23 protein-coding genes and 1 tRNA gene are annotated in these 23,392 nt (G+C 61.4%); 6 read left to right on the forward strand and 18 right to left on the reverse strand.

What is annotated here, in order from left to right:
- Positions 1 to 123: 123 nt before the first annotated feature.
- The 3 genes from JJ869_RS08690 to JJ869_RS08700 are packed head-to-tail and all read right to left on the reverse strand — an operon-like array spanning position 124 to position 2,625.
- Positions 124 to 2,007, reverse strand: coding sequence for a serine/threonine protein kinase (locus JJ869_RS08690; RefSeq protein WP_292266186.1), 1,884 nt, complete (start codon positions 2,005 to 2,007; stop codon positions 124 to 126).
- A 33-nt stretch (positions 2,008 to 2,040) separates the two neighbouring features.
- On the reverse strand, positions 2,041 to 2,205 hold the full coding sequence (locus JJ869_RS08695; RefSeq protein ID WP_292266234.1) for a hypothetical protein: 165 nt from the start codon (positions 2,203 to 2,205) through the stop codon (positions 2,041 to 2,043).
- Between the two features lie 9 nt (positions 2,206 to 2,214).
- Positions 2,215 to 2,625: a hypothetical protein gene (locus JJ869_RS08700; RefSeq protein WP_292266189.1), complete on the reverse strand. Its 411-nt coding sequence runs from the start codon at positions 2,623 to 2,625 to the stop codon at positions 2,215 to 2,217.
- A gap of 261 nt (positions 2,626 to 2,886) precedes the next feature.
- On the opposite strand from JJ869_RS08700, the gene JJ869_RS08705 reads away from it, so the two are divergent.
- The 4 genes from JJ869_RS08705 to JJ869_RS08720 all read left to right on the forward strand — a co-directional run bounded on the left by JJ869_RS08705 (position 2,887) and on the right by JJ869_RS08720 (position 6,304).
- Entirely contained in the window at positions 2,887 to 3,762 is an 876-nt protein-coding gene (locus JJ869_RS08705) for a M15 family metallopeptidase (RefSeq protein ID WP_292266191.1), read from the forward strand.
- Positions 3,763 to 3,862: 100 nt separating this feature from the next.
- A complete protein-coding gene (locus tag JJ869_RS08710) occupies positions 3,863 to 4,594 on the forward strand; it encodes a PIG-L deacetylase family protein (protein WP_292266192.1) in 732 nt (243 codons plus the stop codon).
- Positions 4,594 to 5,265: a 4-carboxy-4-hydroxy-2-oxoadipate aldolase/oxaloacetate decarboxylase gene (locus JJ869_RS08715; RefSeq protein WP_292266236.1), complete on the forward strand. Its 672-nt coding sequence runs from the start codon at positions 4,594 to 4,596 to the stop codon at positions 5,263 to 5,265. The genes JJ869_RS08710 and JJ869_RS08715 overlap by 1 nt, the downstream gene beginning before the upstream one ends.
- A complete protein-coding gene (locus JJ869_RS08720) occupies positions 5,258 to 6,304 on the forward strand; it encodes a 4-oxalomesaconate tautomerase (protein ID WP_292266193.1) in 1,047 nt (348 codons plus the stop codon). Before JJ869_RS08715 ends, JJ869_RS08720 begins: the two co-directional genes overlap by 8 nt.
- 2 nt (positions 6,305 to 6,306) lie before the next feature.
- On the opposite strand, the gene JJ869_RS08725 is transcribed toward JJ869_RS08720, so the two are convergent.
- The 8 genes from JJ869_RS08725 to paaZ form a co-directional block, all read right to left on the reverse strand.
- On the reverse strand, positions 6,307 to 7,248 hold the full coding sequence (locus tag JJ869_RS08725; RefSeq protein WP_292266194.1) for an ABC transporter permease: 942 nt from the start codon (positions 7,246 to 7,248) through the stop codon (positions 6,307 to 6,309).
- On the reverse strand, positions 7,245 to 8,288 hold the full coding sequence (locus tag JJ869_RS08730) for an ABC transporter permease (RefSeq protein ID WP_292266196.1): 1,044 nt from the start codon (positions 8,286 to 8,288) through the stop codon (positions 7,245 to 7,247). Before JJ869_RS08730 ends, JJ869_RS08725 begins: the two co-directional genes overlap by 4 nt.
- Entirely contained in the window at positions 8,278 to 9,795 is a 1,518-nt protein-coding gene (locus tag JJ869_RS08735; protein ID WP_292266198.1) for an ABC transporter ATP-binding protein, read from the reverse strand. The genes JJ869_RS08730 and JJ869_RS08735 overlap by 11 nt, the downstream gene beginning before the upstream one ends.
- The gene (locus JJ869_RS08740) at positions 9,792 to 11,123 is read right to left on the reverse strand and encodes an amidase (protein WP_292266200.1); all 1,332 of its coding nucleotides are present in this window, start codon (positions 11,121 to 11,123) and stop codon (positions 9,792 to 9,794) included. The genes JJ869_RS08735 and JJ869_RS08740 overlap by 4 nt, the downstream gene beginning before the upstream one ends.
- 6 nt (positions 11,124 to 11,129) lie before the next feature.
- A complete protein-coding gene (locus JJ869_RS08745) occupies positions 11,130 to 12,113 on the reverse strand; it encodes a BMP family protein (RefSeq protein WP_292266202.1) in 984 nt (327 codons plus the stop codon).
- 27 nt (positions 12,114 to 12,140) lie between these two features.
- Positions 12,141 to 13,433 carry an amidohydrolase family protein gene (locus tag JJ869_RS08750; RefSeq protein WP_292266204.1) on the reverse strand — a complete coding sequence of 431 codons (1,293 nt, stop codon included), beginning with the start codon at positions 13,431 to 13,433 and terminating at the stop codon, positions 12,141 to 12,143.
- A gap of 292 nt (positions 13,434 to 13,725) precedes the next feature.
- A complete protein-coding gene (locus JJ869_RS08755) occupies positions 13,726 to 14,520 on the reverse strand; it encodes a PaaX family transcriptional regulator C-terminal domain-containing protein (protein WP_292266205.1) in 795 nt (264 codons plus the stop codon).
- A 26-nt stretch (positions 14,521 to 14,546) separates the two neighbouring features.
- Positions 14,547 to 16,601 carry a phenylacetic acid degradation bifunctional protein PaaZ gene (gene paaZ / locus JJ869_RS08760; protein WP_292266206.1) on the reverse strand — a complete coding sequence of 685 codons (2,055 nt, stop codon included), beginning with the start codon at positions 16,599 to 16,601 and terminating at the stop codon, positions 14,547 to 14,549.
- Positions 16,602 to 16,665: 64 nt separating this feature from the next.
- On the opposite strand from paaZ, the gene paaI reads away from it, so the two are divergent.
- Entirely contained in the window at positions 16,666 to 17,094 is a 429-nt protein-coding gene (gene paaI, locus JJ869_RS08765) for a hydroxyphenylacetyl-CoA thioesterase PaaI (protein ID WP_292266207.1), read from the forward strand.
- Positions 17,095 to 17,110: 16 nt separating this feature from the next.
- Positions 17,111 to 18,421 (forward strand): phenylacetate--CoA ligase PaaK, encoded by a 1,311-nt coding sequence (gene paaK, locus JJ869_RS08770; RefSeq protein WP_292266208.1) that lies wholly within the window; start codon positions 17,111 to 17,113, stop codon positions 18,419 to 18,421.
- Between the two features lie 3 nt (positions 18,422 to 18,424).
- Here the strand turns inward: paaK and JJ869_RS08775 are convergent, their stop codons facing one another.
- The 7 genes from JJ869_RS08775 to JJ869_RS08805 all read right to left on the reverse strand — a co-directional run bounded on the left by JJ869_RS08775 (position 18,425) and on the right by JJ869_RS08805 (position 23,342).
- Positions 18,425 to 19,489, reverse strand: a complete 1,065-nt coding sequence (locus JJ869_RS08775) for a 2Fe-2S iron-sulfur cluster-binding protein (protein ID WP_292266209.1) — start codon at positions 19,487 to 19,489, stop codon at positions 18,425 to 18,427.
- Positions 19,490 to 19,504: 15 nt separating this feature from the next.
- Positions 19,505 to 19,963: a 1,2-phenylacetyl-CoA epoxidase subunit PaaD gene (paaD, locus tag JJ869_RS08780; protein WP_292266210.1), complete on the reverse strand. Its 459-nt coding sequence runs from the start codon at positions 19,961 to 19,963 to the stop codon at positions 19,505 to 19,507.
- 1 nt (position 19,964) lies between these two features.
- The gene (gene paaC, locus JJ869_RS08785; protein ID WP_292266211.1) at positions 19,965 to 20,726 is read right to left on the reverse strand and encodes a 1,2-phenylacetyl-CoA epoxidase subunit PaaC; all 762 of its coding nucleotides are present in this window, start codon (positions 20,724 to 20,726) and stop codon (positions 19,965 to 19,967) included.
- The gene (gene paaB / locus JJ869_RS08790; protein WP_292266213.1) at positions 20,726 to 21,010 is read right to left on the reverse strand and encodes a 1,2-phenylacetyl-CoA epoxidase subunit PaaB; all 285 of its coding nucleotides are present in this window, start codon (positions 21,008 to 21,010) and stop codon (positions 20,726 to 20,728) included. The genes paaC and paaB overlap by 1 nt, the downstream gene beginning before the upstream one ends.
- A 68-nt stretch (positions 21,011 to 21,078) precedes the next feature.
- Positions 21,079 to 22,056 (reverse strand): 1,2-phenylacetyl-CoA epoxidase subunit PaaA, encoded by a 978-nt coding sequence (gene paaA, locus JJ869_RS08795; protein ID WP_292266215.1) that lies wholly within the window; start codon positions 22,054 to 22,056, stop codon positions 21,079 to 21,081.
- 138 nt (positions 22,057 to 22,194) lie between these two features.
- Positions 22,195 to 23,142 (reverse strand): DMT family transporter, encoded by a 948-nt coding sequence (locus tag JJ869_RS08800; RefSeq protein ID WP_292266217.1) that lies wholly within the window; start codon positions 23,140 to 23,142, stop codon positions 22,195 to 22,197.
- Positions 23,143 to 23,265: 123 nt separating this feature from the next.
- A tRNA-Met gene (locus JJ869_RS08805) sits at positions 23,266 to 23,342 on the reverse strand.
- Between the last annotated feature and the right edge of the window lie 50 nt (positions 23,343 to 23,392).

Genomic DNA, 23,392 nt, shown 5'->3' on the forward strand with positions numbered 1-23,392 from the left:
CGTCGAATGACGCTCAAAATATCCATGTCGATCACTCCAATGACCCCCGACAAATCCCGTCAGGGGGAGGGTTCCACATGGGTCAATTCTCAGTGACAATGTTGATCGTTGCTGGGTCAGTTCTCAGTGACATCCAACAACGTTGCCCGACACATCCAGCACCGACACGGTCAAAAAGCCGTCCGTCACATCGGCGGGAATTTCGACGTCAATCACAGGGTTTTCGCCGACGAGGAATTCGCCTGTCGGGTTCGGGTTGTTGTCCTGATCACCCTGAAAAAACGCCACATCATTGGGGCTCGACGGGGCTTTGGGCAAAACGCTTTCGATCAGGCAAAGCGTCGAATTGAGGATATCGACATCGATGTCGAGCGGTCGAGATCCGATGATGGCAGACAGCGCATTCGCCAGCGCCGAGCGACTTTCCTCGCTCGACATGACACCCCCGACGATCACCGGACTTTCCGGGCCGTATCCCGCAATCGGGCGATTGACGAGCGTCAGCGGACCGCAATCTGCAAAGGTGTTGAGGATCGGATCAAGTTTTTCCGGGGCGAGGATGATTGCTTCAAGGGTCAGATCGGGCTCACCGCTCAACGCACCCATGGCACCTGCATCAAAGGCCGCCATGACCGCGTCAAAGACGGGCCGACTTGTCGTCGACCCTTCGATTTCGGCCACATTGCCCGACAGGGACACGCGCCATGCGTCCATTTCGTCGATGGCATCCACCACCGTCAGCATGTCCTGACCCCAGCTTTCGGCAATTGCGCCGCTGGCAAGCGTCAGGTCGAACGTGCCGTTCTGTTGCTGCATCTGTTCGCGCAGGGCAGATGCCACCTCTTCACCGGGAACAAAGCCCACGGCGCGCGGCGGCGCGTCTTTCGCTTTGGCAATCGACAGACGATAGGGATCGGCAACCGGCAGGCTGGGTGCGGACGAAAAGAGACCCATGGCGAACGCACCTGCGATCCCGGCAACCACCACGACACCCCCGATGGCGGCAGGCAGAACCATGCCGCTTTTCTTGGTGTCCTGCCTGGCGGGTTTCGGCGGTGCTTTTTGTGCTGTGGTCTTTGGTGGCGCGGTGACCGGTTCTGCCTGAGCTGCGGCTTTGACGGCCGCGTTCAGGGGCGCGATGACTGTCGCATCCGACAGGGGTTCATTACCTGCTGTGTCGAAGGGATTACCCGCCAACGCATTCAGAACCGCAGCCGCGCTTTGAAATCTGTCGTCCGGATTGGGCTGGGTCATCTTGTCGAGGATCGACTTCAATGGCTCCGGGACACCGATCGTATCAAGCGGCTCCGCCTTTTTCTGCACAACCTCCATCGGGTTGCGCCCGATATCCGGTGACTTGCCCCTGAAATTCGCCAGAAGCGACGCCCCGAGCGAATAAATATCCGTGCGCGCGTCGGTCTTCCCGGCGAGCTGTTCGGGCGCGGCATAGGCATATTTTCCGGCGAACTCATTGCCGACAATTGTTTCTGCTCCGGGATTTGTGTCCTTCGCAATGCCGAAGTCGATGATGACGGCCTGTGAGGGATCATCATCCCGCAGAAGAATATTGTCTGGCGACAGATCGCGGTGAAAGATGTTGCGCTCATGCGCGGCCTGCAGCCCCTCGCAGACCCGTTTGCAGATCACCAGAAGGTCATCCGTAGACATCGGGCCCTGCTTGAGCTTCTTGTCCATGCCGGGACCATCGATGTAGTCGATCAGCAAATAGACATGGCCATCCGCCGTGCGGTGGTTCTCGGAATATCGCACAATGGCGTCATGCCGGATGTCGCGCATCGCTTCTTCGCGGGTCAGAAGCAGCAGATAGTCTTCATTGGTCGAGAATTCGGACTTCAGTACTTTCAGGGCGACAAGCCGCCCCGAGATTTCAGATCGTGCTCTGTAAACGTCGGATGTTCCGCCGCGTCCGAGAATGGCTTCGACGCGGTAGGTGTTATTCACCAGATCGCCAGGTTTGAACAGGTCTCCTGGACGGCTATCTGTCATAATGTCTCCGGTTTCAGAAGGTGACCGAAGTCATTAGCCAAGTGCTTGGAACTCGACACGCCGGTTTTCGTCGCTGCGCGGGTCCGCAGCGTTGAAGGGTGCGCTTTCCCCCATGCCGATGGCCTCCAACCGGTTTTCCGGAATGCCACATTCGGTCACGAGATGACGCTTCACCTCTTTTGCGCGCAGAAGCGACAGGTTTTCGTTTTAGGACGCAGAGCCCGAGCTGTCGGTGTGGCCGACGATCTGGAACAACTGTACATCAACTGCCTTCATCACTTCGCACAGGGTTGCAAGCTGCGGCTTCTGATCGTCGCGGAGCGTGGCGCTGTCGAAGTCGAACTTGATCTTGATGTTGACCTGATCGGCCTTGTCCACTTCCGTGTAGGTGGTCGCAGCGGTGGTGGTGACCGTCGTGGTCGGCTGGCTGGCAGCAGGTGCGGTTGACTCTGACGGGACAAGAACAAGGCCCCGTGTCTTTTGTTTTTCAAAGGCTTGCATGATCTGTTCGGCTGTCATCCCGCCATTGTCGGAGGATTGAGCCGCCGCGCGATCGCCAACTCCTGCAGAGAGAAGGATGGCGAGTGACAGCGCGGATAGGGTTCTAATGGTCGACATAGCAATACATGTCCTCAAGTGAAAAAAGCTTGGCCTAGAAAGTTTAGCTTAGCTGTCCCCCCCCGGCAATGGGTTTGACAGCCCCGGGACCGCAAAGAAGACAGGCAGGTTTGGCGCCGGGCCAATGCGCGCGCGGCCGATTATGCTTGTCCGGTGCTAAGGAAGTGTTGCCGTCGTTGACCAAGGGTCAGGTTTGGCTTGGATTGACAGGGAGAATCCGATTTAAATGCCTAAAGCTTATTAAATTCGGAATTTTCCTTCATGCGTCTGATCCCGGCGATTATCCTGAGCATCGCCATCATCCTTGCACCGATCATCTGGATTTTCGTGCCCCGGCTGATGTCCGGCGGCATGGAGGAAGGGTTCGCCGGAACAGCCATCGACTCTGGCGCACGGATCGAGATCGAGATGCTCAGCCAGCAGGTCGAGGATCTGCAAATCCGGCTGGACGACATGACACAGGAAATGGCCAAGCTGGCGGCCGCCGCCGCGCGCGCTCCGATTGCCCCGATGCCCGGTCAAACGCTCGCACCAGCGCCCGGCGACAATGGCGCGACAGTGTTCCAGCAAAATGGCCAGAATGACATCATCGACGCCTGTGCGCAGGTCGTTCTGATCGCCAACCGTCGTGATGTGAACGAAGGTCTGACCATCGCCGGACCGTCCTACCTTACGCGGGTCTTCGGACCGCCCCGCGAGGTCATGTCCGATGATTGCGAGGAAATGACCAACCCAAGACTGGCGGACAAGCTGGTTCTTGAGGACGTTGGTCCGATCCGGGTGCGCATGCTGAAACCCGCCGCGGATTCCCTGCGCCGCGTGTTCGAAGAGGTCCGCGTCACCGACCCCGATCTCTATGCGCGGATCAATACCGCAGGATCGCTGTGCGTGCGCCAGATCCGGGGCACGCGGGGCCGCGCCTCGACCCATGCGTTCGGCCTTGCCGTTGATCTGAACATCGACGGTGTTCTGGATACGCTGGGCGACGGCAAAACACAGCTGGGTCTCACCATCCTTGCCGATTTCTTCAAGGATGAAGGCTGGGTCTGGGGGGCGTCGTGGGGCCGCGAAGACAGCATGCATTTCGAAGTCAGTCGTCAGAAACTGGACGAATGGATCAACGCCGGGGCGCTTTGACACGCGCCTCGGTGCGACACGCGCCAAAGCATCTTTCAAGTGGCAAAGCACCCTTGGGCTGTGCAATCTGCGCGCAAGTTGGTCCATGGGAGGGGTCAGAATGAGTGACAAGAAAACCGCGCTGGTGATTTCCGCGCATGCCGCCGATTTCGTCTGGCGTTGCGGTGGGGCCATCGCGCTGCATCAGAAGCTGGGTTACGAAGTGACCGTGGCCTGCCTGTCTTTCGGCGAACGGGGCGAAAGCGCCAAGCTCTGGAAAGAGGGCAAAACCCTGGACGAGGTGAAGTCCATTCGTCGCAAAGAGGCCGAGAACGCGGCCAATGCTTTGAATGTCCACGATATCCAGTTCTTTGATCTGGGGGATTATCCGCTGGTCGTCGACCACGACAACAAGATGAAATTGGTGGATCTGGTCCGCGCTGTGCAGCCGAAATTCATGCTGAGCCACTCGAAATACGACCCCTACAACACCGATCACATGTACACGAGCAGCCTGTCTCTTGAGGTGCGGATGATCGCGCAGGCGTGGGGGCACAATCCGGGCGAAAAGGTCTTGGGCGCGCCGCAGCTTTACCTGTTCGAGCCGCACCAGACCGAACAGATGGGGTGGAAACCGGACGTGTTCCTCGACATCACCGAAGTCTGGGATCAAAAACGCGCCGCCATCGAATGTATGGAAGGCCAACACCACCTTTGGGATTTCTACACGAACGTGGCCGAGAACCGGGGCAACCACTTCCGCCGGAACTCGGGTGGGCAGTCGGGCGGGCGTCCCGCGAAATACGCCGAAGGCTTCCAGTCCGTTTTCCCGCGCACGGTGGACGAGCTATGATGGGTGTTGTCGTTCAGAACATCGATCGGGCCGATCCAGAGGTGATCGACGGTCTGGCCGCCTGTGGTGTTGCCACAGTCCACGAGGCGCAAGGCCGCATCGGCCTCTTGGCCTCCTACATGCGACCGATCTATCGCGGCGCGTCCATTGCCGGCTCGGCGGTGACGATCCTCGTTCCGCCCGCTGACAACTGGATGTTGCATGTCGCCATCGAACAGATCAAACCCGGTGACGTGCTGGTTCTGGCAACCACTTCGCCATCCGATGCAGGGTATTTCGGGGATCTCCTCGCAACTTCGGCACAGGCGCGCGGGTGTCGCGGGTTGATCATCGACGCGGGCGTGCGCGATGTGGTCGACCTTGAAAAGATGGGCTTTCCTGTCTGGTCCAAGACCATCTGCGCGCAAGGCACGATCAAGGAAACGCTGGGGTCCGTTAACATCCCGGTGGTGTGTGCGGGTGCTGCGGTTGAGGCTGGGGACGTGATTGTCGCCGACGATGACGGGGTCTGTGTTGTCAAACGGGCCGATGCCGCTGACGTTCTGGAAAAGGCGAAGGCACGCGTCGCCAATGAAGAGGCGAAACGCAAGCGGCTGGCCTCTGGCGAGTTGGGTCTCGACATGTACCAGATGCGCGAACGACTGGCCGAAAAGGGTCTTCGCTATGTCTGATGGCATCCGCTGCATGTGGATGCGCGGTGGCACCTCAAAGGGTGGCTACTTTCTGGCCGAAGACCTGTCCGCAGACCGCGACGCGTTTCTGATGCGGGTCATGGGCAGCCCTGATGCCCGACAGATCGACGGGATGGGGGGCGCTGATCCGCTGACCTCAAAGGTTGCGGTGGTGAAACGGTCGGATCGTCCCGGCGTGGACGTGGATTACCTGTTCCTGCAAGTCGCCGTGGATCAGCCTCAGGTCTCTGACGGTCAGAATTGCGGCAACATCCTTGCCGGGGTCGCGCCCTTTGCCATCGAACGCGGGCTGGTGCCCGGACAAGACGGCCAGACCCGCGTTGCGATCTACATGGAAAACACCGGGCAGACTGCGATTGCCACCGTACAGACCCCCGGTGGTATGCCCACCTACACGGGCGATGCCTCTATCGACGGTGTGCCGGGAACGGCTGCAGCCATCCCGCTTGAATTTGTCGGAACGGCGGGCTCCACCTGCGGTGCGCTTCTGCCGACCGGCAACACGCACGACCAAGTTGACGGCGTCGATGTGACCATGATCGACAACGGGATGCCGGTCGTCCTGCTGCGCGCCAGTGATCTTAGGATCAACGGCACGGAAAGGCGTGAAGCTCTTGAAGCTAATGATGAATTGAAGGCGCGGCTCGAGGCGATCCGTCTGGCCTGTGGGCAGGTGATGAACCTTGGCGACGTGGCGCAGAAAACAGTGCCCAAGATGACTCTGGTCAGCGCCCCGCGACGGGGCGGCGTGATTGCCACTCGCACCTTCATACCGCATCGCTGTCATGCCTCTATCGGCGTTCTGGGTGCGGTAAGCGTCGCCACGGCCTGCCTGTTGCCGGGATCGGTGACCGAAGGTCTGGCGCAGGTGCCCGAGGGGTCTGAAAAGCGCATGCCCATCGAACACCCAAGCGGCGAAACGAGCATCATCGCGCAGGTCTCGGCTTCAGGCGAAGTGACATCCGCCGCTGTCCTGCGCACCGCACGCAAGCTGATGGATGGTGTGGTTTTCGGCTGACCCTATCGCTCACCACGCCGGTAGGGCGCCATTAGCGCCTCCGGCACCTCGGCCCGGCGTGCGACAAGGATCAGCGCGACGATGGACAGCACATAGGGCGCCATCAGGAACAACTGGTAGGGCACGCCTTCGACTACGGTTTGCAAGCGCAACTGGTAGGCGTCGAAGAATGCAAACAGCAGCGCGCCTATCAATGCCTTGCCGGGTCGCCATGACGCGAACACCACCAGCGCGATGCAGATCCAGCCGCGCCCCTGCACCATTTCGGGGAAGAAGGAATTGAACGCCGCCGTGGTCAGGAAGGCACCTCCAAGTCCCATCAGCGCGGACCCCGCGACAATCGCCCCGATGCGCAGCGCGTTCGGGTTCAAGCCCTGCGCCTCGACTGCATGTGGGTTTTCTCCGGTCATGCGGATTGCCAAGCCCAAAGGCGTGCGCGTCAACACATAGGCCAGCACCGCGACCGAGATCAGGGCAAGATAGGTCGGTGCCGTTTGGGTGAACAGGATCGGGCCAAGAACGGGAATGTCTGACAGGACCGGAATATCCAAGGGCCTGAACGGTTCGATGGTGGGCGGTGTCTCTCCGACCTGAACGATCAGGCGATAGAGGTAATAGGCGAGTGCCGAAGCAAACAACGTGATGCCCAATCCGGACACGTGCTGCGACAGGCCCAAAGGCACCGTCAGCCCGGCATGCAAGAGCCCCATCAAGCCCCCGCTTGCCGCTGCGATCACCAACCCCATCCAGAGGTCGCCACCCATATACACGGTCAGCCACCCGGCCATCGCGCCCATCGTCATGATCCCCTCGATCCCGAGGTTCAGCACACCCGCACGTTCACACAAGAGCGCGCCCAACACGCCAAAGATCAACGGAGTCGCGATCCGCAGGACGGCCGCCCAGAGGCTGGTATTGGTGAGGATCTCTAGTGCTTCGATCATCGGCGCAGCCTGTAGGTTGTGAACAATAGCGCGACCAGCATGGTCAGCAGCGACAAGGCAACGATCACGTCCGCGATAAAGCTGGGAACACCCGTCGCACGGCTCATGGCATCGGCACCGACAAACACGGTCGCCACAAAGATCGCCGCCGCCACCACGCCCGCAGGATGAAGTGCCGCCAGCATGGCAACCACGATCCCGGCGTATCCAAAGCCCGGTGACATGGTGGTGGTCACGCCGCCTGTGACACCCATCACCTCCACCGCCCCTGCAAGCCCGGCCAGTGCGCCGGATACCAGCGCCACGCCCATGATCGTGCGGGGAAGGGAGATACCGGCAAAGGCAGCCGCGCGGGCGTTCAGCCCTGCCGCGCGGGTCTCAACCCCGAACACCGTACGGGTCAGGACCAGCCAGACCACGCCCGCCGCCGCGATGGCGAACAGAAGGCCGATATGCAGCCGCGTGCGGGGGACCAGATCGGGCAAACGGTAGTCGCCATCCACCGGCACCGATTGCGGCCAGCCAAAGGCCAACGGATCGCGCAGTGGGCCTTCGATCATCAGCCCGACAAACAGGATCACGATGAAGTTGAGCAACAGCGTCGTGACCACCTCATCGACGCCGAACCGCAGGCGCAGGAAAGCTGGTCCGGCGAGCAAGAGTGCTCCGGCGGCCATGCCGCAGACCATCAACACGGCAATGCCAATCGGGCCGGGCAAGCCGAGCGAATGGCCAATCCACGCGGTGGTCAGTGCCCCGACATAGAACTGTCCTTCGCCACCGATATTCCAGAGCCGGGCGCGAAACGCGACTGCCGCCGCCAGCCCGGTGAGGATCAGCGGCGTTGCTCGGGTCAGCATCTCGGTGATCGACAGGCGCGATCCCAACGCACCGCGCAGCATCTCGGCATAGGCGGTCAGCGGGTTCACGCCCGCCGCACCGATCAGGCCCGCCGCCAGCAGCAACGCTGCAAAAATCGCCGCCAAAGGCGCAGTGGTGACCAGCGCCAAGGGCACGCTTTCACGTCGTTCAAGCCGCATTGCTGTCCTCCCAAACCCCGGCCATCATCAGGCCCAGCTTCCGGGAGTCCACGTCAGCTGCCATGACAGGTTGGGAAAGGCGCCCTTTGACAATGGCCTGAATGCGGTCAGAGAGTTGCACCGCCTCTTCCAGTTCTTCCGAGATCAGCAGGATCGCCGCACCCTCGGCCCGTGCCGCCAGTAATTCTGCATGCACAGCGGCAATGGCGCCTTCGTCCAAACCGCGTGTCGGTTGATTGGCCAGCAGAAATTTCGGCCCGATGGCAAGGCTCCGACCAAGGATCAGCTTTTGCATGTTCCCACCCGATAGCAGTCGGATGCGCGTATCTGGGCGTGCCCCTCGCACATCGAAGCGCTTGATCAGGTCGGCAGCATGCGCGCGCGCGGCGGATTGGCGAACAAAACCGGATTTGGAGAATTCCGGAGTGCGCAACCGCTCCAACACCGCGTTTTCCCAAACCGTCATTTCACCGACCGCGCCCTCGGCATGGCGATCCTCTGGCACCCGTGCCGCGCCGGCCTCGATAAGTCCGCGCGGACCAAGATGTCCGGCATCGACACCGTTCAGGGTCAGAGTGCCCTGGCTCGGATGTATCAAACCGGACAGCAGCGACCCCAGTGCGCCTTGCCCGTTGCCAGACACGCCGACGATGCCAAGAATCTCGCCCGCATGTACGGTGAAGGACACGTCGTCCAGCTTGGTCTCATCGTCGTCGGTCACGGTAATCCGATCGGCGACCAGCACAGGCGCACCGATCTTCTGATCCTCTCGAACCGGGCGTTCGACTTTGCGGCCCACCATGAGTTCCGCCAGTTCGGCGGGCGACGTCTCAGCCGTTTTGCGTTCGGCGACCATCTTGCCGCCACGCAACACCGCCACGCGATCCGATGCGGCCATCACCTCGTGCAGTTTGTGGCTGATGAAGATCAGCGACAGCCCGTCCTTTGTCATGCCGCGCAAGGTCTCGAACAAGCGTTCCGCCTCGGGCCGCGCCAGAACGGCGGTGGGTTCATCGAGGATCAGGATACGCGCATCGCGGTAGATTGCCTTGAGGATCTCGATCCGCTGCCGTTCGCCAACCGACAGGCGCGACACCTTGCTGTCAGGATCGACGGGCAGGCCGAACCTCTCGGAAATCGCCATGAGTTTCCTGCGTGAAGATGCCCGGTCAGACCGCAGGCGACCCAGTGGTTCCGACCCAAGCATCACGTTTTCCAGAACGGTCAGGTTGCCTGCCAAGGTGAAGTGCTGGTGCACCATCCCGACCCCCGCGGCAATCGCCGCGCGCGGTTTGCCGGGGGGCAGGGTTTCACCGAAGACCCGCACCTCGCCTTCGTCCGCGTTGTAATGGCCGAACAGGATATTCATCAGCGTCGTCTTGCCCGCGCCGTTCTCGCCCAGCAGGGCCAGGATTTCTCCTTGGGCCAGTGACAGCGATACGTCCTCATTCGCCGTCAACGCGCCAAACCGCTTGGTGATGTTCGAAAGTTCAAGAACGGCGGTCATGTGGGCAGTCCGGCGATGGGGTGCGGGAAGGGAATGTCGATCATATGCGCCAAAGGCTGCGCGAATTCCAAAAGGGCGGTGTCGCTGTTGGGGCGTCCGATAAGCTGTGCGCCAACGGGCAGACCGTTCTCAAACCCGGCAGGAAAGGCCAGTGCGGGCAGGCCAGCAACATTGGCCCAAGCCGCGTTCGGGGCCATCGCCTCCATCTTCAGAAAGTGCGCATCTAGATCAGTATGATCCATCGGAAACGCCCCCAGCATGGGTGGCGGGCCGGACAGGACAGGCATCAGGATCGCGTCGGCATCGCCGAAAAATTCGAGAATGATGTCGCTCATCTGCATGATGTCTCGCGAAGCGGCGAACAGATCGGTCCCCGTCAAAGCGGCGCCCTCGGCCCGCGCGGCACGCAAGAGCTGTGGGAGTTCATCGTCTGGCACACCCGTGGCGGTCAAGCCTTCGTGCAAGGCAGCGGCCAGGATCATGCGGATCAGCGACATGGGCCGGGACAGGTATTTGTCAGACGGCGACGATGGTGGACCATCCTGAATGATGCAACCCGCTGCCTCCAACACCTTCGCCGCTGCTAGAGTCGCGTTGACCTGCGTGTCGTCGCACGTGTCCGGAAGGATCACGGCAACACGTGGTGTCATGCGCCCATCGGTCGTGGCGACGCAGGCCAATGCGGTTTTCACATCCCGCAGCGACCGCGCCAGTACCAGTTCTGACGCGATGCCCATCAGCCAGTTGTTGTAGTCTGGCCCCATCGGCGACACACCGCGCGATGGCTTCAGCCCCCACAACCCGCAACAGGCGGCAGGCACGCGGATCGACCCCGCCGCATCGGTTGCGTGCGCGATGGCGACGATCCCACTGGCAACGGCAGCAGCCGCGCCGCCGGAGGACCCCCCCGGTGTCCGGGTCGCGTCGAACGGATTTGTCGCGGGTGGACGTCCCTCGGGTTCGGTGGACAAGGCCAACCCGACCTCTGGCACGGCCGTCAGGCCAAACGGCACCAAGCCTGCCGCCCGGAACAGGGCGAACAAGGCGCTGTCTTGCAGGGGCGCTTCGACGCGGTTGGCAATCGCCGCGCTGCCTGCGCTCTGCTTCAGCCCGCGCACGACAGCGCCCAAATCCTTGCCAAAGAAAGGCACACCGGAAAACGGCCCCGGTGCCGCCCCATCCGCCAAGGACAAAGCCTCTTCGATTGGCAGCATGCAGGCCATTGCGCCGGGCGTCTCATGCGCCCGGGCGAGGCTCGCCGCCATCGCGTCCTGTGCGGAGATCCGCCCGGCTGCAATGGCGGCGGCGAGGGCCGTCGCGTCCGTCACGGACGATCAGGCAGGCTCGTTCGCGTCGATTGGCACCTCGAACTCGCCCGCCTGGATGGCAGCGCGTTTCGCTTCCATCGCGGGGATCGCGTCGGCGGGCACCATGCTGTCCACATAGATCAACTCGTTGCCGCCATAGGACATGAACGAGTATTCGGTGTAGTCGCGACCCACCGGGCTGCCCGCTGTGATGTCGGCCACAATCGCTTCAATCGTCGGGCCATAGTTCCAGATCGCGTTGGCGAACACGGTTTCCGGGTAACGCGGGGTGTAGTCGATCAGAGATCCGATCGCCTTGACGCCTTTGGCCTGTGCCGCATCCGCCGTACCGATGCGTTCACCAAAGAGAATGTCGGCCCCGGAGTCGATCTGCGCAATCGCCGCTTCCTGAGCGCGCGCAGGATCAAACCATGCGCCGATGAACCCGTTGAGGAAGGTGGCGTCGGCGTTGACCTCTTTCACGCCCATCCGGAACGCGTTGATCAGCAGGTTGACCTCGGGGATCGGATAGCCGCCGACCGAACCGAAGACATTGCTTTCCGACATCTTGCCCGCAAGCATCCCGGCCAGATACGCCGCTTCGTGGTTGCGTGTGCCAAATACACCAAAGTTATCGCCCTCCGGGCCACCTGACGATCCCATCAGGAAGGCCGTGTCGGCATAGTCTGCCGCCACTTCACGCGCTTCCCGTTCCACGGCATAGGATTCACCCCAGACCAGTTGCACACCGCTTTCCGCGTATTCCCGCATCGCGCGGGGATAGTCGGTGGCCGCAACGCCTTCGGAGAATTCGTATTCGATCAGCCCGGCTTCGGCGGCTTGCTGCATCGCAAGATGAATCCGGCTGTTCCACGCGTTCTCAACCGGCGAGGCATGGACGCCCGCGACTTTGATAACCGTTTGCGCATTCACGCGGCGGATATAGGCGGGCAGCGCAAGTGTCGCGGCAGCGCCCACCAGCAGGCTTCGACGGGTTGTGGTCAGGGTCATGGCAGCATCCTCTGTGTTGGGTTTGGTTTATGTGTTTTGCGGTGGGGCATAGTCCGCCGGGTTCACGCTGTCGGGCCGTCCCTCCAGCGAAAGCTGTGCAATGCGCGGTGCGGTACGCGACAGAACCTTGCCACCCCGGATCACTGCCAGACGTGTCGCCTTGAGGCGCACCGCCTCGATCGGGTCGCGGGCTTGCAGCAGGACCATGTTCGCCGGGCCGCCTTCGCGGAGCGTCGGGTCGGGCAAACCCATCGCCGCCGCACCGCCCATCGTGACCGAATGGAACGCCCATGCCATCGCCTCGCGCGAGGTCATGGGCACGGCATGTACGCCCATATGCGCGACCTCCAGCATGTCGGCAGACCCCAGCGGATACCACGGGTCCATCGTGCAATCCTGCCCGAAGGCCACGTTCACCCCGGCCGCGCGCAGTTCCTGAACTCGAGTCAGACCCCGGCGGCGCGGATAGGTGTCGGACCGCCCCTGTAGGGTGATGTTGATCAGCGGATTGGGCACCACATGCATGCCCGACTCCGCGATCAGCGGGATCAGCTTGGAGGCGTAGTAGTTGTCATAGGAATGCATCGCCGTGACGTGGCTGGCGACCACCCGTCCGCCCAGCCCAAGCCGCGTGGTTTCCGCCGCCAACGTTTCCACGTGGCGCGACATCGGATCATCGCTTTCGTCGCAATGCAGGTCCACCGGCAATCCGCGATCCGCCGCGATCTCGCACAGGCGCTTCACCGACCGCGCGCCATCTTCCATCGTGCGCTCGAAATGCGGAATGCCGCCCACCACATCAACACCCATATCCAGTGCGCGCAGCAGGTTTTCCTCGGCTCCTTCGGCGCGGAACAATCCGTCCTGCGGAAAGGCCACGAGGTGCAGGTCGATATAGGGGGCAACGGTCTTGCGGACCTCAAGCAGCGCTTCGACCCCCGTCAGCGGAGCCGTGCTTACATCGACATGGGTTCTGATCGACAAAAGCCCCTGCGCGACGGCCAAGTCGCAGTATCGCAACGCCCGCTCGACCACTGCCTCGACCGTCAGCATCGGCTTCAATTCGCCCCAAAGCGCGATGCCTTCCAGCAGGGTGCCCGACTGGTTCAAACGCGGCAGGCCAAGGCTCAGAGTGGCGTCCATGTGGAAATGCGGATCGACGAATGGCGGCGAGACAAGCTGGCCACCAGCGTCGATCACCTCGGCCGCTTCGCCCAGCACGTTCTGACCAATCGCGGCAATGCGGCCGTCCTTGATCGCAATGGTCACCGGGCTTCGCCCGTCCGGCAAAACTGCCTCTTTGATCAGCAGATCAAACATAATCCCCACCAGGTCGTTCCCGCACACGATACGCGCGGTTCGGCATTTTCCAAAGCGTTTATAAAAACTTGGCGGACGGAAAGCGTGATCGACCAAATTCCCGCATAGCGCGTGCGATCATCGCAAAAAGTGATGATAACTTAGGCATCTATGTCCAGGTCACTCGCCTTTGCGATGAAACGGCAGGGCAGGCGAACGCAAATTACGTCTATGACGGGAAGTCCGGATGCCAAGTTTTTGCTGCAAGAGGCGTCGTTCAACGCGGATCACGGACTGGCAAGACTCAGGGGGATCAGTCGCACTCGATCTCTTGTTCCAGACTTGCCATGTCCGGTGCAGGCAGCCGGGACAACAGGTCCAGAAACAAGGTCCGGCAGGCCGCGCCGTGCCATGCGTCGGAAAAAAGGTGCTCGGGCAAGGCAGGCACGCGCAGGATCAATCGCCGCCATTCGTGGACGACGACCACGCGCAAGGCTGTGCGCTGCAATAGGGTCATCTGATCAAGTTCACCACTTTCGGACAGGTGCGTTAAGCGGAGCGCCAAGTCTCTTGACGCAGTTTGCACCTCGGTTGGGCAGAGCTTGTCAGACACCCATTGCGGCACATGGTCTGTCGCCCCAATTGCCAGAGCCAGTTGGTGCTCCGAACGCGGTATGTCCACCGTGACCATCGCCTTCGGGCCAATTTGTACGGAGGTTCCGGTGCTTCGGTCGGACAGCACGTCACTTTGCGAGGTGGGGTCGTTCAAAACCAGATAGGCGGTCACGTCTGATGGTGCAGGTCCATACACCCTTGGCCAGGCCGCTTTGGTTTCGGCCCGTCCCATCTTGGTCAGCTCATAGCGGCTTTGCCGCCCGCTGCGATGGCTTTCGATCCAGTCTTCTTTCCGCAGACGGTGCAGAGCAACCCGCGTCGCTTCGGGCTTGATTCCGATCGCAGCCGTAATCGCGTTTACGGTCGCACCACTCAGCCGAGCCCGCGGGGCCAGTGCCAAATCGCCGAACATGGTTACCAGAAGCGACCACACCCTTGGGGTGCAGGATCCCAGTGCGCGGGTCACGAGTTGAGCGAAATCGGTGTCTGTCATTGCCAACCGATACGCCGCGCGCGGCCTCAGGCCAAGCTGTCAGGCGTAGAAGAATATGCGTTCATCGTGAGCAGTTCATATTCTGCAACAACTGCGTCGTCCTGATTGCGCAGAATGACATGCCAGCGGACCTCGCCGTAATCATCTGTACGCTTCGTCTTCTTCTTGACCGTCAGTTGCACCTTGATCCGGTCCCCGGCGCTCACCGGTTTCTGAAAGCGTAGATTGTCGAGACCGGTGTTGGCCAGCACCGGGCCTTCGTCCGGATCGACGAACAGACCAGCGGCAAAACTCAGAAGCAGATAGCCATGTGCCACCCGACCGGGGAAGAACGGGTTTCGCTTGGCCGCGTCCTCGTCCATGTGGGCATAGAACGTGTCACCGGTGAAATGCGCAAAGTGTTCGATGTCTTCCATCGTCACTTCACGCTCGCCCGTGTGCAGCGTCTCCCCGATCTGCACCTCGTCAAAGCTGCGTCGGAACGGATGCACCGGGCCTTGCGAGGTGGTGGCCCCCGGAACCCATTCGCCCGTTACGGCTTTGAGGATGTCCGGGCTGCCCTGAACAGCAGTCCGTTGCATATAATGCAAAACCCCGCGCACACCGCCCAGTTCCTCGCCACCACCCGCACGGCCGGGACCACCGTGCACCATGTGGGGTAAGGGGGAGCCGTGGCCGGTTGCTTCGGCCATGCTGTCGCGGTTGTTGAAGTAGAGCCGCCCGTGATACGCGCCCGCACCCATCACTACCTCGCGGGCGACCTCGGGGTCATGGGTGATGACCGAAGCCACAAGGCTGCCTTGCCCCCGGTTCACAAGCGCAATCGCATGGGACAGATCGCGGTAGCCCATGACGGTCGCCACCGGGCCGAACGCCTCTGTGTCATGTACATGACTTGCCGCATCGGGGTCGGCGCAATGATAAAGCATTGGCGGCAGGAACGCGCCTTTGGCAGCATCGGCCCCGTGTACGACAAACGCATCGGGATCGCCGAACACCCGTTCCGCCTCTGTCGCAAGCGTTGCACATTTCTCCAGCACGTCGCGCCGCTGACCGTCTGACACCAGCGCGCCCATGCAGGTTGCCGGATCGCGCGGGTCTCCGATCACCGTGCCCCGCAGACGGTCGGATACAGCGGCAATCACCGCATCGACCTGAGCCTGCGGCGCGATGATCCGGCGGATGGCGGTGCATTTCTGCCCCGCCTTCGTGGTCATCTCGCGGTGGACTTCCTTGACGAAAAGATCGAACTCCGGCGTGCCGGGCAGAGCATCCGGCCCTAGGATCGACGCGTTCAGGCTGTCCTGTTCCGCCACAAACCGCACCGAGTTGCGCAGCAGGTTCGGCGCGCTGCGCAGGGTGTATGCTGTGTCGGCGGAGCCGGTGAAGCTGACCACATCTTGCGGGCCGAGGTGACCAAGCAGATCGCCCAAATCGCCGGTCACAAGCTGAAGTGTACCATTTGGTAAAATTCCGCTTTCCAGCATCAACCGCACACAGGCTTCGGTCACATAGCAGGTCGTCGTCGCCGGTTTCACGATCGCCGGGACACCGGCCAAGAGGGTTGGGGCCAGCTTTTCCAGCATGCCCCAGACCGGGAAGTTGAACGCGTTGATGTGCACCGCAACACCCTGCAACGGGGTGCAGACATGCTGCCCGACAAAGCTGCCCTTGCGCGACAATTGCTCGATCCCGCCGTCCAGATAGACATGCCCGTCCGGCATCTCGCGCCGACCTTTGGAGGCAATGACAAGCATCGTCCCGATCCCGCCATCCACGTCGATCAGGTGGTCCTTCTGCGTGGCCCCGGTCGAAAAGCTGAGATCATAGAGAACCTGCCTGCGCTCTTGCAGATAAAGCGCCAGCGCCTTGAGCATCCGGGCGCGATCATGGAATGTCATAGCCCGCAGGGCAGTCGCGCCGACAGTCAGAGCATGGTCGATCACCGCCCCCGCATCGACTTGCGCACGGCCCGCACGCGCGATCACATCGCCGGTCACGGCATCCCGAATGTCCCGCGCGCTGCTGTCGGGGGCCAGCCAAGCGCCCGCAATGAAACTCTGTACATCCTGAACTGTCATCGCGATCCCCATTTCCCTGTCTAAGTATTTGACCGTGCGCGAACTTCATGCAAGCGTCGCGTCCATGACACCGGACGAACGCGCCCAAAAATCGGCACAGAAAATGTGGCTTCAGGATCATGCCTCGCAATGGGTGGGGATGGAGCTGACGCATATCGCGGAAGGCGAAGCGGTCATGGAACTGACCGTCAAGAAACACCATTGCAACGGGCACGGCATGTGCCATGGCGGGGTGATTTTTACGCTTGCCGACAGTGCTTTTGCCTTTGCCTGCAACAGCCGCAATCAGGTCACTGTCGCGCAGCACAATTCGATCACCTATATCGCCTCGGGCCGGTTGGGGGACCGCCTGCGCGCTACAGCAACCGAGATTTCACTGACCGGGCGCAGCGGCATCACCGATGTACAGGTGACCAATCAGGCCGGGGTGCTGATTGCCGAGTTCCGCGGACTGTCACGGTCGATCAAGGGCACGGTGTTCGACGAAGCGTAGGGGAGGCGCTGGGCACATGAAAGATTTGTCACCGAAACCGGGTGATCTCGACCCGATCGAAACCGCATCCATCGACGAGATCCGCGCTCTGCAACTGGACCGCCTGCGCTGGTCGCTGCGCCATGCTTATGACAACGTGCCGATGTACCGCGCCAAGTTTGATGCGGCGGGGGTTCATCCTGATGACCTGAAAGACCTGTCCGATCTGGCGAAGTTTCCCTTCACTTTGAAATCCGACCTGCGGGACAACTATCCGTTTGGTCTTTTCGCCGTACCGCGCGAACAGATCGCACGGATCCATGCGTCCTCCGGCACTACCGGCAAGCCGACGGTTGTCGGCTACACGAAGAACGACATCGATATGTGGGCCAGCGTGGTTGCGCGGTCGCTCCGGGCGTCGGGTTTGCGTGCCGGAGACATGGTGCATGTGGCCTATGGTTACGGCCTGTTTACCGGTGGGCTTGGCGCGCATTACGGGGTGGAAAAGCTCGGTGGCACGGTGGTGCCGATGGGTGGAGGGCAGACCGAAAAGCAGGTTGGCCTGATCACTGATTTCCGGCCAAAGGGGATCATGGTAACGCCGTCCTACATCCTCAACATTCTTGAGGCGTTCCACAAAGCGGGGCTGGACCCGCGCGAGACGTCGTTAGAGGTGGGTGTGTTCGGTGCCGAACCCTGGACAAATGCGATGCGGCAGGAGATCGAACAGGCCTTCGACATGCACGCGGTCGACATCTACGGCTTGTCCGAGGTGATCGGGCCGGGTGTGGCAAATGAATGTGTGGAAACCAAGGACGGGCTGCACATCTGGGAAGATCACTTCTACCCCGAAATCATCAATCCCGAGACCGGTGAGGTGTTGCCCGATGGCGAAAAGGGTGAGTTGGTGTTCACCACGATCACCAAGGAAGGCATGCCCGTCATCCGCTACCGCACCCGCGATCTGACGCGGCTTTTGCCGGGCACCGCGCGGTCGATGCGACGGATGGAAAAGGTGACGGGCCGCAGCGATGACATGATGATCCTGCGCGGCGTGAACGTGTTTCCGACCCAGATCGAGGAAGAGGTCATGGCGACCGGCGGGCTGGCCCCGTATTTCCAGATCGAGCTTTACACCGCAGGCCGGATGGACGCGATGCGGGTGCTGGTCGAGGCCACGCCCGATGCGGCTGACGAGTTGTCACGAACGGCGGCGACGCGGATGCTGGTCAAGCGGATCAAGGATCCCATCGGCATCTCGACCGAGGTCGCGGGGGGGGATCCGGGGTCCGTGGCCCGGTCTCAGGGCAAGGCCGTGCGCGTCGTGGACAAGCGCAACCCGGTATGACGGTTACTGGTCGTAGTCGACCACAACGCGCTTGGTGATCGGGTAGGACTGGCAGGACAGGACGTAGCCTGCCGCAACCTCGTAATCCTCGAGCGCGTGGTTGGCGACCATGTCCACTTCGCCCTCCAACACCTTGCATTTGCAGGTCGAACACACCCCGGCGCGGCAGGCATGGGGCGCGTCGAGCGCATTGTCGAGTGCCGCTTCGAGGATCGTCATGTCGCGGCCCATCTCGAAACTGCGCGTCATGCCGTCGAGGGTGATGCTCGCTGCAATCGCGTCCGTGGCCGCCCCATCGGCGGCTTTGGTACGCCGTTCCAGCCGCCCGGTCTGGGCGCTGGCAAAAAGCTCGAACTTGATCTGATCCTTGCTCAACCCGTGGTCGCCAAGCGCCTGTGCAATGGCTTTCATCATCGGCTCCGGCCCGCAGATGAACGCGGTGTTGACGCTTTGGATGTCGATCCAATGCTCGAACAGTGCCGCGCATTTTTCGCCATCGACGCGACCCTGGAACAGGTCAATATCCTGCGCGTCGGTTTCAAGAATGTGGATGATGTTCAAACGCCTCATATATAGATTCTTGAGGTCTTCCAGCTCTTCCCGGAACATGATCGTGCTGACGCTGCGGTTGGCATAGACCAGCGTCACCTGCGATTTGGGTTCCGCCGCAAGGACGGTCTTCAGGATCGACAGCACCGGCGTGATCCCCGACCCGCCGGCAAATGCAAGGTAAGTCTTGGCCTTGTCCGGCTCGATGGGCGTGTGAAACTTGCCCATCGGCTCCATCGCGTCGATGGTCGCGCCCGGCTGAAGGTCAGTGTTGGCCCATTGGGAAAACGCGCCGTCCGCGACCTTCTTGATACCGACGCGCAGCACGCCTTCATTGGCTCCCGAACAGATGGAATAGGAGCGGCGGATTTCGATGCCGTCAAAATCCCGCTTGAAGGTCAGGTATTGGCCTTGGGTGAAGGCGAAGTTGCCCCCGTCGCGGGCCTCGAGCGTGATCACAACCGCATCGCGGGTTGTCTTTTCGACAGCGGTGACGGTCAGGGGATAGAAACGCGCCATATCAGGGCCTTACGGTCAGATACATTTGAAATAGTCGAACGGTTCGAGACAGTCGTCACACCGCCAATGCGCCTTGCACGGGGTGGAGCCGAATTGGCTGATCCGGGTGAGATGGGTGCCTCCGCAGCGCGGGCAGGTGTCGGGGCCACCGGCGGGCGAGGGGGGCGCAATCCCGTAGTCAGCAAGCTTCGCGCGGCCCTTGTCCGAAAGCCAGTCGGTCGTCCAGGGCGGCGCAATCTGGGTCTTGATCCGTACGTTTCGGATACCCCGATCGTACAGAGCGGTTTCGATATCCATCGCGATCACCGATGTGGCAGGGCAGCCTGAATAGGTCGGGGTCACAGCCACTTCGAGCGTGTCGCCCTGCCATGCCACGTCCAGTACGATACCGAGATCGACAACCGAGATCACCGGGATCTCGGGGTCTGGCACCTGATCGAGCCAGTCCCAGATGGTGGGCAGGTCGGGTGTCATGTCACCAGGTCGCACCGGGATAGGCGCGTTGGAGCCACTGCATCTGGGTCAGCATGTGGCCCAGATGTTCGGAATGGCGGAAGCCGGTCTTGCCGCCGGACTGCGCATAGATGCTGTCGGGTTTGGTCAGCGTCGCCTCGGCCAGAATGGCGTCGATCCGTGTGTCGAAGCGGCTGCGCAGCGCGGTCAGGTCGGGGCCGATCCCGGCGGTGTGCATGGCATCGTCAACGGTGTCGGCTGTGAACATCTCACCGACATAGGGCCAGAGGAGGTCGAGCGCTGTCTGCATGCGGCGGTGGCTTTCCTCGGTCCCGTCGCCAAGGCCGATCACGGTCTCGGAGGAGCGGTCGAGGTGATAGGTCACCTCTTTCAGCGCTTTGGCGGCAATGGCCGCGATGCGGTCGTCAGGGGCGTGGGTCAGATCGGTGAGCAGTTCGACATGGAACGCATCGAAGAGGCATTGCCGCATCAGGGTCTGACCAAAGTCGCCATTGGGCTGTTCGACCAGCAGCAGGTTGCGGAAATCCCAGACATCGCGGAGCATCGCGAGATCATCGGCAGAGCGTCCGGCGCCTTCGACCTCTCCGGCGAGGCCGAGCCACATCTGCGTCTGGCCGATCAGGTCCAGCGCGATATTGGCGAGCGCGATGTCTTCTTCCAGTACCGGCGCATGGCCGCACCATTCGCTGACCCGGTGGCCGAGCACCAGCGTGTTGTCCCCCAGCCGCAGGAGGAATTCGAACAGGGCGGTCTGGTCGGTCATCACATGTGACCCGCTTCGTCGGGAATGTCGAAGAAGGTCGGGTGGCGGTAGACCTTGCTTTCCGACGGCTCGTAAAGCGGCCCTTTGTCCGAAGGAGAGGAGGCGGTGATATGTGCCGCTTCGACCACCCAGATGCTCACACCTTCATTCCGGCGGGTATAGACATCCCGCGCGTTCTTGAGCGCCATTTCGGCATCAGGCGCATGCAGGCTGCCGACATGACGGTGGTTGAGCCCATGTTGCCCGCGGATGAAAACCTCCCAAAGGGGCCATTCGTGTTTCATGTCTGTCCTCCGACCGCTCATCGAGCCTTCTGGCTCGCCTCGCGAAGATGCCCGTCAGGGCCGATGAGCTATTCCGCGGCCAGCTTTGCCGCGCGTTTCTTGGCAGCATGCGCCATCAACCCTTCGCGCACCCAGGCACCTTCGTCCCAGGCCTTGTTGCGGGCGGCGAGACGTTCGGTGTTGCACGGGCCATTGCCTTGGATCACGTCGAAGAACTCGGACCAGTCCGGTTCGGCGAAATCATATCCGCCCTTTTCGTCGTTCCAGCACAGGGTGTCGTCCGGCACGGTCAGACCAAGATGGTTGGCCTGCGGCACGGTCTGATCGACGAACTTCTGACGCAGCTCGTCGTTGGTGTTCATCTTGATCTTCCACTTCATCGACTGCGCGGAATGTACCGAGTCCTTGTCGGACGGGCCGAACATCATCAGCGATGGATACCAGAAGCGGTTGAGCGCATCCTGCGCCATCTTTTTCTGCGCCGGTGTGCCTTGGGCCATCTTCATCATGATGTGATAGCCCTGCCGCTGGTGAAACGATTCTTCCTTGCAGATGCGGATCATCGCGCGGGAATATGGGCCGTAGGAGGTGCGCTGGAGCGGCACCTGGTTCATGATCGCCGCCCCATCAACCAGCCAGCCGACCGCGCCCATGTCCGCCCATGTGAGCGTCGGGTAGTTGAAGATGGAGCTGTATTTCATGCGGCCATCTAGCAGCATCTCGGTCAGTTCGTCCCGGCTGACCCCCAGCGTCTCGGCCGCACAGTAGAGGTAGAGGCCATGCCCCGCTTCGTCCTGCACCTTGGCCAGAAGAATCGCCTTGCGTTCCAGCGTCGGCGCACGGGTGATCCAGTTGCCCTCGGGCAATTGGCCGACGATCTCGGAATGGGCGTGCTGGCCGATCTGGCGGATCAGGGTCTTGCGGTAGCCTTCTGGCATCCAGTCCTTCGGTTCGATCTTGTCGCCAGCGTCGATGCGTGCCTGAAACGCAGCGAGCTTTTCGGGGTCGTCCTGTGTTGCTTCGGATTTGACCATCTGTGCGTACATGCTGCGGACCTTCTTGAAAGAGCCAACGCCTGAATCAGTTGATCAGGTTGCGAGCGATCATACGTCGCAAGCGACGGTTCCGCAAATGAAATGTTACGCGTATTGGTATCTGCGTGTCATTCGGTAACGCATTGAGTTTCAGATCGGTGGCGCCGCGCGCTCGGTGATCAACTGTCGTGCCGTGACGCGTTCGCGGTGGATCATGTAGAGTCCTGCGCCAATGATGATGCCGATGCCTGTCAGGGTCAGCGTGTTCGGGAAATCCCCGAAGACCAAGTATCCGAGCAATGTCGCCACCGGCAGTTCCAGATATTGCAGCGGGGCAAGGGTCGCAGAAGGTGCCAACGACAAGGCATAGGTCATCATCATGTGGCTGACCGTGGCAAAGAAGCCGACACCGAAGAGCCAGGTCCAGGCGATCCCCTCCGGCCAGACCGGATCAAGAAGGACAGAGCCGCTGCCTTGGGCCATGATCAGGATGGGCAGGCACAGCACACTTGCAATCAGGCCAGTGTAGAATTGCAGGCTTACCGGGTGCACCTGCCGTGACAAACCGCGGGTCACAAGGATGTAGAAGGCAAACCCAACGGCTGTCCCCAGCGGGAACAGGGCCACCGCGCCAAAAGCGGAAAAGCTGGGCTGGATGACGAACAGCACACCCAAAAAGCCGACAAGGGCGGCACCGACTCGGCGCGGGCCGACATCTTCGCCAAGGTAGAACTTTCCCACGAGCAACACGATGAACGGTGCGACAAAGACGATCGCCAGCGCGTCGGCCAGTGGCATCACGCGGATCGCCGCGATGAAACAGAAAGTCGAGACGAACAACAGGCCCGAGCGGATCACCAATGCCAGCCACAGCCCGCGCGCAACGCGCAAGGACAGTCCCATGAGCCAGACCACAGGGGCCATCAGCACACATTGAATGACGAACCGTGCCGTGGTGATTTGACCAACGGGAACGCTGCTGGAGGCCAGTTTGGCGGCCACGTCCAGAAGGGGGGCCGTGATGCAAAAGCCGAGCATCAGGGCAACGCCTGCAAGGATGCGGTCGGTGGACACTGTTATGGGAGATATCTGGGTCATGCGTCTGGACTAAACGGGTACGACAGGGACCGTCTGTTCTTTTTCCGACGCTTGTTCGTGCAGAAAGGCCAACATGCGTAAGGTGCCGTCCGCAGGTTCAGACCAAAGTCTCTGAGAGGGAAATGGTGGCGTGGGGGGGACTCGAACCCCCGACCTAACGATTATGAGTCGTTCGCTCTAACCAACTGAGCTACCGCGCCGGACCGCCGCGTGAGTACGAGCGGTGCGGCGTGGCGTCAAGGGCTAATCT

The sequence above is a fragment of the Marivita sp. genome, from assembly GCF_017643905.1.
Classification (GTDB): Bacteria; Pseudomonadota; Alphaproteobacteria; order Rhodobacterales; family Rhodobacteraceae; genus Marivita.

Bases quoted from the DNA above. Each gene is read 5' to 3' on its own strand.
- JJ869_RS08690 (WP_292266186.1), bottom strand. From the start codon at position 2,007: ATGACAGATAGCCGTCCAGGAGACCTGTTCAAACCTGGCGATCTGGTG.
- JJ869_RS08700 (WP_292266189.1), bottom strand. From the start codon at position 2,625: ATGTCGACCATTAGAACCCTATCCGCGCTGTCACTCGCCATCCTTCTC.
- JJ869_RS08705 (WP_292266191.1), top strand. From the start codon at position 2,887: ATGCGTCTGATCCCGGCGATTATCCTGAGCATCGCCATCATCCTTGCA.
- JJ869_RS08710 (WP_292266192.1), top strand. From the start codon at position 3,863: ATGAGTGACAAGAAAACCGCGCTGGTGATTTCCGCGCATGCCGCCGAT.
- JJ869_RS08715 (WP_292266236.1), top strand. From the start codon at position 4,594: ATGGGTGTTGTCGTTCAGAACATCGATCGGGCCGATCCAGAGGTGATC.
- JJ869_RS08720 (WP_292266193.1), top strand. From the start codon at position 5,258: ATGTCTGATGGCATCCGCTGCATGTGGATGCGCGGTGGCACCTCAAAG.
- JJ869_RS08725 (WP_292266194.1), bottom strand. From the start codon at position 7,248: ATGATCGAAGCACTAGAGATCCTCACCAATACCAGCCTCTGGGCGGCC.
- JJ869_RS08730 (WP_292266196.1), bottom strand. From the start codon at position 8,288: ATGCGGCTTGAACGACGTGAAAGCGTGCCCTTGGCGCTGGTCACCACT.
- JJ869_RS08735 (WP_292266198.1), bottom strand. From the start codon at position 9,795: ATGACCGCCGTTCTTGAACTTTCGAACATCACCAAGCGGTTTGGCGCG.
- JJ869_RS08745 (WP_292266202.1), bottom strand. From the start codon at position 12,113: ATGACCCTGACCACAACCCGTCGAAGCCTGCTGGTGGGCGCTGCCGCG.
- JJ869_RS08750 (WP_292266204.1), bottom strand. From the start codon at position 13,433: ATGTTTGATCTGCTGATCAAAGAGGCAGTTTTGCCGGACGGGCGAAGC.
- JJ869_RS08755 (WP_292266205.1), bottom strand. From the start codon at position 14,520: ATGACAGACACCGATTTCGCTCAACTCGTGACCCGCGCACTGGGATCC.
- paaZ (WP_292266206.1), bottom strand. From the start codon at position 16,601: ATGACAGTTCAGGATGTACAGAGTTTCATTGCGGGCGCTTGGCTGGCC.
- paaI (WP_292266207.1), top strand. From the start codon at position 16,666: ATGACACCGGACGAACGCGCCCAAAAATCGGCACAGAAAATGTGGCTT.
- paaK (WP_292266208.1), top strand. From the start codon at position 17,111: ATGAAAGATTTGTCACCGAAACCGGGTGATCTCGACCCGATCGAAACC.
- JJ869_RS08775 (WP_292266209.1), bottom strand. From the start codon at position 19,489: ATGGCGCGTTTCTATCCCCTGACCGTCACCGCTGTCGAAAAGACAACC.
- paaD (WP_292266210.1), bottom strand. From the start codon at position 19,963: ATGACACCCGACCTGCCCACCATCTGGGACTGGCTCGATCAGGTGCCA.
- paaC (WP_292266211.1), bottom strand. From the start codon at position 20,726: ATGACCGACCAGACCGCCCTGTTCGAATTCCTCCTGCGGCTGGGGGAC.
- paaB (WP_292266213.1), bottom strand. From the start codon at position 21,010: ATGAAACACGAATGGCCCCTTTGGGAGGTTTTCATCCGCGGGCAACAT.
- paaA (WP_292266215.1), bottom strand. From the start codon at position 22,056: ATGTACGCACAGATGGTCAAATCCGAAGCAACACAGGACGACCCCGAA.
- JJ869_RS08800 (WP_292266217.1), bottom strand. From the start codon at position 23,142: ATGACCCAGATATCTCCCATAACAGTGTCCACCGACCGCATCCTTGCA.